Here is a 6,263-nt window from a genome sequence, read left to right on the forward strand (position 1 = left end):
TGCAGGGATGCACCGGTCAACCAAATGAAGATAAGGAGCGTTTTCATGAACAAGCTTTTTCAATGTGCGAAGTGCTGGGCCCTGGCGGGGCTTTGTGTTCTGCCGCTGGTGATGGTGACCGCCTCGGGCGGGCAGCCGATCGACCTGAACGGGGCATCCGCCGAGGAACTGGCCGCGCTGGACAACGTGGGCCCGGTCAAGGCGCAAGCCATTGTGGAACACCGGGAGGCCCACGGTGACTTTGCCTCGGTTCAAGCCCTGACCGAGGTTTCAGGGATCGGGGAGCGCACCGTGGAGATGAATCTCGACCGCATCGTCGTCGAGTAACGCGGCGGGTGGCGGCCCCTGCCGCCATCCAGTTCCTGCCCCCGGTCGACGAGTCCGAAAGGATACGTGGGCCGGGGGTTCGTTATGGATCCATCAGGAGAAGGAATGAGCCAGAATCACGCCCCGATTCGTACCGCCGTTTTCCCCGTGGCCGGCATGGGCACGCGCTTTCTGCCGGCCACCAAGGCGAATCCGAAGGAGATGCTCCCGATCGTGGACAAGCCGCTGATCCAGTACGCGGCCGAGGAGGCCGTCGCGGCCGGGATCGAGACGCTGGTGTTCGTCACCGGGCGGAACAAGCGTTCCATTCCGGATCACTTCGACAAGGCCTACGAGCTGGAACACGAGCTGGAGGAGCGCGGCAAGACCGAGCTTCTCGAGCAGGTTCGCAACATCGTCCCGCCCAAGGTGACGTGTGTCTACGTGCGCCAGTCCGATGCGCTAGGTCTCGGGCATGCCGTCGCCTGTGCCCATCCGATTGTCCGCAACGAGCCCTTTGCGGTCATCCTGGCCGATGACCTGATCGAATCGGCCAGTGGCGGCGCGACACGGCAAATGGTCGAGCAATACGCCGAGCACGGCTGCAGCGTGCTGGGGGTGGAAGAGGTGCCGGCGGACCGGACGCATCAATACGGGATCATCGATCCAGTGCAGACTGGCCCGCGAAGCTGGGACGTGAAGGGCATCGTGGAAAAGCCCGACCCCGACCGGGCACCCTCCAATGTCGCTGTGGTGGGGCGCTACGTCCTGACGCCGAAGATCTTCGAGATGCTGGCCACGCAGAAGCCGGGGGCCGGCGGCGAGATTCAGCTGACCGATGCGATCGCGCGCCTGCTGGATCTGGAGCGGGTGACGGCCTTCAACTTCGAGGGGCGGCGCTTCGACTGTGGCTCGAAGCTTGGCTACCTGGAGGCGACGGTCGAGTTCGCGCTCAACCACCCGGAACTGAAAGACGACTTCGCGGCCTATCTGCGCGACCGGCCAGCGAACTGATCCTGGCGGCCGGCATCCGGAGGCCTCACCACCAGAAACGGCGCTGACGCGGCCGGATCGGCAAACGTCCACGCCAGTACTGGATCAGCAGAAAGCCGAAGCCCATCCCGCCCAGATGGGCGAAATGGGCAATGCCGGCCAGCGTACCGGAGATTCCCAGGTACAACTCCAGCGCGCCGTAGCCGATCACGAAGTATTTGGCCTTGATCGGGATGGGCAGGAAGATCAGGAACAGGCGCTGGTTGGGGAACATCATTCCGAACGCCAGAAGCACCCCGAAAACCCCACCCGACGCGCCAATGGTTGGATAGATCATGTCGCCGTTGCCTGGGGCGCTCACTGCCAGCTGTACCAGTCCTGCACCGATCACGCAGATCAGGAAATAGACCCCGAAGGTGCGCGATCCCCACGCATTCTCGATCTGCACCCCCAGCATCCACACCGCGAAGAGGTTCACGAACAGGTGGACCGGTCCGCCATGCAGGAAGCCGTAGCTCACGAGTTGCCACAACTGGAAGTCCGGCACTCGCATCCAGGTGCCGTCCTGGTGGATGGTCGCCGGCGTTCCGATGGGCCAGAGTGCGAAGTGACTGATCAACCAGTCGCCCAGCCAGGGCATCACCAGGAAAAGGGCGACATTGGTGACCAGCAGGAAGCCGATCACCGGCGGCATCATGCTGAAGTCGGGATGCCGGGGATCCGGATGCGTCATGGCGCCGGGTGCCGTGTCACGATCCGCTGAAGTCGTCGGTTACGGCCCCGCGACTCGCCGAACCCACCGTCCGCGCGTACTTTCCGAGGACGCCCCGGTCAAAACGCGGGGCCGGCGTTTGCCAAGCGGCGCGCCGGCGTTCCAGTTCGGCATCCTCGACGCGGAGCGCCAGCCGGTTGTCCTCGGCATCGATTTCGATGATATCGCCATCATGAACCAACGCGATGGCACCGCCCGCGGCGGCCTCGGGAGCGACATGGCCGACCACCATCCCGTAGGTCCCGCCGGAAAAACGCCCGTCGGTGATGAGCCCGACCGCATCGCCGAGGCCAGCCCCGATGATCGCGGCAGTAGGCGCCAGCATCTCGCGCATTCCGGGGCCGCCACGCGGGCCTTCGTAGCGAATGACCAGGATGTCGCCCGCCTGGACCTGGCCGGCCAGGATGGCGTCCAGGCATTCTTCCTCGGAATCGAAGCAGCGAGCGGGGCCGGCGATCGCGGTTCGCTTGAGGCCGGTGATCTTGGCCACCGCGCCCTCGGTGGCCAGGTTCCCCTTGAGGATGGCCAGATGGCCGTGCGGGTACAGGGGCCGATCCAGGGGTCGGATGATGTCCTGATCCGGGGCGGGCAGTGCAGGGATATCCGCCAGGGTCTCGGCGAGGGTCGCGCCGGTAATGGTCATGCAGTCGCCGTGCAACAGGCCGGCATTCAGCAGCATCTTCATCACCTGGGGCGTGCCGCCCACCGCATGGAACTGCGTCGTGACATAGCGGCCGGAGGGCTTCAGGTCGCACAGTACCGGAACCTTGCGGCGGATGCGCTCGACGTCATCAATGTCGAGTTTCACCTTGGCGGCATGGGCGATGGCCAGCAGATGGAGCACCGCATTGGTGGAACCGCCCAGGGCCATGACCACGGCGAGGGCATTCTCCAAGGCCTCGCGCGTCAGGATGTCGCGCGGACGGCGGTTCGCGTGGATCGCCTCCATCAGCACCTCGGCCGATCGCGCGGCCGAGTCGCCCTTTTCCGGGTCCTCGGCGGCCTGGGTGGAGGAGCCGGGAAGGCTCATGCCCATGGCCTCGAAGGCACTGGACATGGTGTTGGCCGTGAACATGCCCCCGCAGGAACCGGCCCCGGGGCAGGCGTTCTTCTCCACACCCAGCAGATCCTCGTCGGGAAGATTTCCGGCGCCATGCTGGCCGACGGCCTCGAATGCGCTGACGATCGTGAGATCTTGCCCCTTGTAGTGTCCGGGCTTGATGGTGCCCCCGTAGACAAAGATGCCGGGTACGTTGAGGCGGGCCAGGGCGATCATTGCGCCGGGCATGTTCTTGTCGCAGCCCCCGGTGGCCAGGATACCGTCCAGGCTCTGGCCGTTGACCACGGTCTCGATGGCGTCGGCGATCACCTCGCGCGAGACCAGCGAGTACTTCATCCCGGGCGTACCCATGGAGATGCCGTCGGAGATGGTGATGGTGCCGAACGTCTGCGGCATACCCCCAGCCTCGCGCACGGCCTGTTCGGCGCGGGCGGCGAGGGCGCCAATGCCCATGTTGCAGGGAGTAATGGTGCTGTGGGCGTTGGCGATGCCCACGATCGGGCGCTGGAAGTCGTCATCTCCGAAGCCGACAGCGCGCAGCATCGCGCGGTTGGGTGTGCGGCGCGGGCCTTCGGTAACGACGCGACTGCGGCGGTTGTCCTGTGCCATGGGCTTCCCTGTGCTGTTGTTTGTGGAGACGCTGGATACCGAGACGCGCTCGCCGGCAGGATCAATGGGCGGCCGGATCACCGTGGCGCGAGTAGCGGCCGTTCATGAATCGGTCGAAGAACTGGCCGAGGGCAGGATGCTCGATCTGTTCGCCGCGGGTATCGGGCTCCAGATGGCGTTCCGCGACGTAGGTACTGTGCGAATAACCATCCACCAGCACGTGATACCACGGTTGATCCCTCGGTGGACGACTTTTGGCCACGGTTTCGTACCATTCGTCGGAGCCGGCATACACCGGATCGACATCGACGATCACACCGCGGTAATCGAACTTGGTATGGTGAACCAGCTCACCGACGGTAAAGCGTGTGCGTGTGGTCATGATCCCCTCTGTACTGCCTCGGTGCGCAATTCTCTATTGTGGACCGTCGCCGTCGGCGCGTGTTTCGAGATACGTCGTCGAGTGACGTCGGTTCGCCTCGTCCGTAGCCCTTGAATACCCAATACGGTACCGCCATGAGTCGCAACCCGTCCGGCCTGGACCCCAGCTTCCACATTCATATTCCCGAGGGCGACGATCGCGAACGACGCGTCTGCGACCATTGTGGCTTCGTTGACTACGAGAACCCGCGAATCATCGTCGGCAGCGTGGCCATCTGGGAGGATCGCGTGTTGCTGTGCCGCCGGGCCATCGAACCACGCCGGGGTTACTGGACGCTGCCGGCCGGCTTCATGGAAAAGGGCGAGAGCCCGGCCGCGGGTGCCCGCCGCGAGGCCTGGGAGGAAGCCCGTGCGCGCCTGGAAACCGATCAGTTGCTTGGGGTCTACAGCGTGGCACATATCGGCCATGTACAGATGATCTACCGGGCGCGCCTGCTTAGTGATGCGATTGCGCCTGGCCCCGAATCGCAAGAGGTTGGTTTGTTCCGGTTCGCCGAATTGCCGCGGGACCTGGCCTTTCCGTCGGTCACCTGGGCCATGCGCCACTATCTCGAAACGCGCGATCAAACCGATTTTGCCCCGCGCTCGGCGCCTCTCGCCGACGCGGAAGGCGGGCCGCCCGGCCTCTAGGGAAAAACCGATCAATGTACACGTTTGCTCGCAAGTCGCTTTTGCGTGCGGACAAGGCTCGGTCACTTCTGTGCGGCCATTCTGCACGTGGGGAACCTAGTCCCCGCCATGCTGGGGCCCGTAGTGGCGGAACTTCTCCAGAACACGCTCCATTTCCGCATCGTTCAGAAGCCGCGGCCCCCCGATCTGCAGACTGAGCACATACTGCTGTGCCAGGAGTTCAACCTCTCCGGCGAGCCACAGCGCCCGCTCCAGATCCGGTCCGGTCGCGATCATCCCGTGGTTGGCCAGTAGGCACGCGGTGCGGTCCTGCAGGGCTTCCACGGCAAGCTGCGACAGGGCTTCCGTGCCGAAGGTGGCGTACGGCGCGCAGCGGATCGAGTTTCCCCCGGCGGCCGCGATCATGTAGTGGAGGGCGGGTATGTCTAGGCCCTGGATTGCCACGACGCTGGCATGGACTGAATGTACGTGGATGACCGCTCCAAGATCGGGGCGCGCCTGGAGGATGGCGCGGTGGAAGTGCCACTCGCTAGACGGCTTGCGGCCCGGCGCCCAGTGTCCATTCGCATCGACATACACCAGATCGTCCGGCTGCAGCGCCTCGTAAGCGACTCCGGACGGCGTAATCAGCATGCCGTCGTCGTGACGCACGCTAATATTGCCGGAGGTGCCCTGATTCAGCCCGCGGCGGTTGGTCTCCAGGCCGGCGAGGATGACGGCCTCGCGGAGGGCGGCACGGTCGGCTGTGTTCGCTGATTGTTGTGGCATGGTTATGGCGGCGAATGAATGCAGTGTGATTGTAGCGGGTACGCACGGAACCCCACATTGGGCGAGGGGTCAACAGAAGAAGGCCTGTCCGGGATGCGTGAACGAGACCGTGCGCATGGAAATTGGCCGGGCCTAACGTCTATAGTGGGTCCCAATATTTGTTTCGCCAGATGCAGGTGAAATCTTCGTTCGTTACAGGGAGGAAACACCATGAAAAGCCTAGCAGGCCTCTTTACCACCGCCGCCGTCGCCGCCGCACTGACCCTCGGGCTGGGCGCTACGAGTGCTGTACATGCCTTCGATGAACACGAGTCGACCATTGACTATCGCCAGGGCGTGATGAGCGCGATCGGCGGCAACGTCGGGGCTATCGCGGCCGTGGTCGTGGACGGTGCCGACTACGGCGACAATCTGCAGATGCACACCAGCCAGCTGGTAGATCTCAGCCAGGATATCCCGAGCCTGTTTCCAGAGGGCAGTGATTTCCCGGAAACCGACGCCAAGGAAGAGATCTGGGACGACTGGGAGCGCTTCGAGGAGCTCGCCAGCGACACCCGCGAAGCCGCCGAGGCCCTGCACACGGCGGTAGAGGCCGGTGACGAAGACGAATATGCCATCCGGTTCCGAGACCTTGGGCAGTCCTGCCAGGCCTGCCATGACGACTTCCGCCGCGAGTAATCCGCG

8 protein-coding genes are annotated in these 6,263 nt (G+C 64.3%); 4 read left to right on the forward strand and 4 right to left on the reverse strand.

Features of this window, described 5'->3' with window-relative positions; genetic code table 11:
* The first annotated feature begins 45 nt into the window (after positions 1 to 45).
* On the forward strand, positions 46 to 327 hold the full coding sequence (locus ACESLR_RS00815) for a ComEA family DNA-binding protein (protein WP_024327370.1): 282 nt from the start codon (positions 46 to 48) through the stop codon (positions 325 to 327).
* A 105-nt stretch (positions 328 to 432) separates the two neighbouring features.
* Positions 433 to 1,320: a UTP--glucose-1-phosphate uridylyltransferase GalU gene (gene galU, locus ACESLR_RS00820; RefSeq protein WP_373024948.1), complete on the forward strand. Its 888-nt coding sequence runs from the start codon at positions 433 to 435 to the stop codon at positions 1,318 to 1,320.
* A gap of 25 nt (positions 1,321 to 1,345) precedes the next feature.
* Here the strand turns inward: galU and ACESLR_RS00825 are convergent, their stop codons facing one another.
* From ACESLR_RS00825 to hspQ, 3 genes are all read right to left on the reverse strand, one after another.
* On the reverse strand, positions 1,346 to 2,032 hold the full coding sequence (locus tag ACESLR_RS00825; RefSeq protein WP_373024949.1) for a rhomboid family intramembrane serine protease: 687 nt from the start codon (positions 2,030 to 2,032) through the stop codon (positions 1,346 to 1,348).
* Between the two features lie 16 nt (positions 2,033 to 2,048).
* Complete coding sequence (gene ilvD / locus ACESLR_RS00830; RefSeq protein ID WP_373024950.1) at positions 2,049 to 3,740, reverse strand: dihydroxy-acid dehydratase; 1,692 nt, start codon at positions 3,738 to 3,740, stop codon at positions 2,049 to 2,051.
* 61 nt (positions 3,741 to 3,801) lie between these two features.
* On the reverse strand, positions 3,802 to 4,122 hold the full coding sequence (gene hspQ, locus ACESLR_RS00835) for a heat shock protein HspQ (protein WP_373024951.1): 321 nt from the start codon (positions 4,120 to 4,122) through the stop codon (positions 3,802 to 3,804).
* A 134-nt stretch (positions 4,123 to 4,256) separates the two neighbouring features.
* Between hspQ and ACESLR_RS00840 the strand changes: the two genes are divergently transcribed.
* On the forward strand, positions 4,257 to 4,811 hold the full coding sequence (locus ACESLR_RS00840) for an NUDIX hydrolase (RefSeq protein ID WP_373024952.1): 555 nt from the start codon (positions 4,257 to 4,259) through the stop codon (positions 4,809 to 4,811).
* A 96-nt stretch (positions 4,812 to 4,907) separates the two neighbouring features.
* On the opposite strand, the gene ACESLR_RS00845 is transcribed toward ACESLR_RS00840, so the two are convergent.
* Positions 4,908 to 5,579: an L-fuculose-phosphate aldolase gene (locus tag ACESLR_RS00845; RefSeq protein WP_373024953.1), complete on the reverse strand. Its 672-nt coding sequence runs from the start codon at positions 5,577 to 5,579 to the stop codon at positions 4,908 to 4,910.
* A 210-nt stretch (positions 5,580 to 5,789) separates the two neighbouring features.
* Between ACESLR_RS00845 and ACESLR_RS00850 the strand changes: the two genes are divergently transcribed.
* Positions 5,790 to 6,257 (forward strand): c-type cytochrome, encoded by a 468-nt coding sequence (locus ACESLR_RS00850; protein ID WP_373024954.1) that lies wholly within the window; start codon positions 5,790 to 5,792, stop codon positions 6,255 to 6,257.
* Positions 6,258 to 6,263: the final 6 nt, after the last annotated feature.

Source organism: Thioalkalivibrio sp., from assembly GCF_041685615.1.
Lineage (GTDB): Bacteria > Pseudomonadota > Gammaproteobacteria > Ectothiorhodospirales > Ectothiorhodospiraceae > Thioalkalivibrio.